Genomic DNA, 347 nt, shown 5'->3' on the forward strand with positions numbered 1-347 from the left:
TTTCGCGGTGGGGGGGGTAAGCTTTGCGGCGAAGGCCGCTGCCGCCGCGCAGCCCCGAGTCGAAGAAGATTGGTCGAATGAGGCTTGAGCCCTACCAGATCCGGATCCTCGGAGGGGGGCAGTTCCCGTGCCCCGAGGATGAACGCGTACTGATCGCGATGGAGCAGTTTGGTGCCAGCGATATAGGAGTGGGCTGCCGCGGCGGTGGTTGCGGGTTTTGCTTGGTTCGAGTCGTCGAAGGCGAATACCGGACCGGCAAGATGAGCACGGCCAAGGTTTCTGTCGCCGACCAGGCAAAGGGATACGCCCTGGCCTGTCGGATCTATCCGATGAATGACCTAGTCATC

Annotated in this window: 1 protein-coding gene; it reads left to right on the forward strand. The window is 62.0% G+C overall.

The window, feature by feature from the left end; translation table 11 throughout:
- Window positions 1-77 precede the first annotated feature (77 nt).
- A partial coding sequence (locus NZK81_RS21505) for a 2Fe-2S iron-sulfur cluster binding domain-containing protein (protein WP_260047995.1) occupies window positions 78-347 on the forward strand: 270 nt, incomplete at its 3' end.

Source organism: Novosphingobium mangrovisedimenti, assembly GCF_025153475.1.
Lineage (GTDB): Bacteria > Pseudomonadota > Alphaproteobacteria > Sphingomonadales > Sphingomonadaceae > Novosphingobium > Novosphingobium mangrovi_A.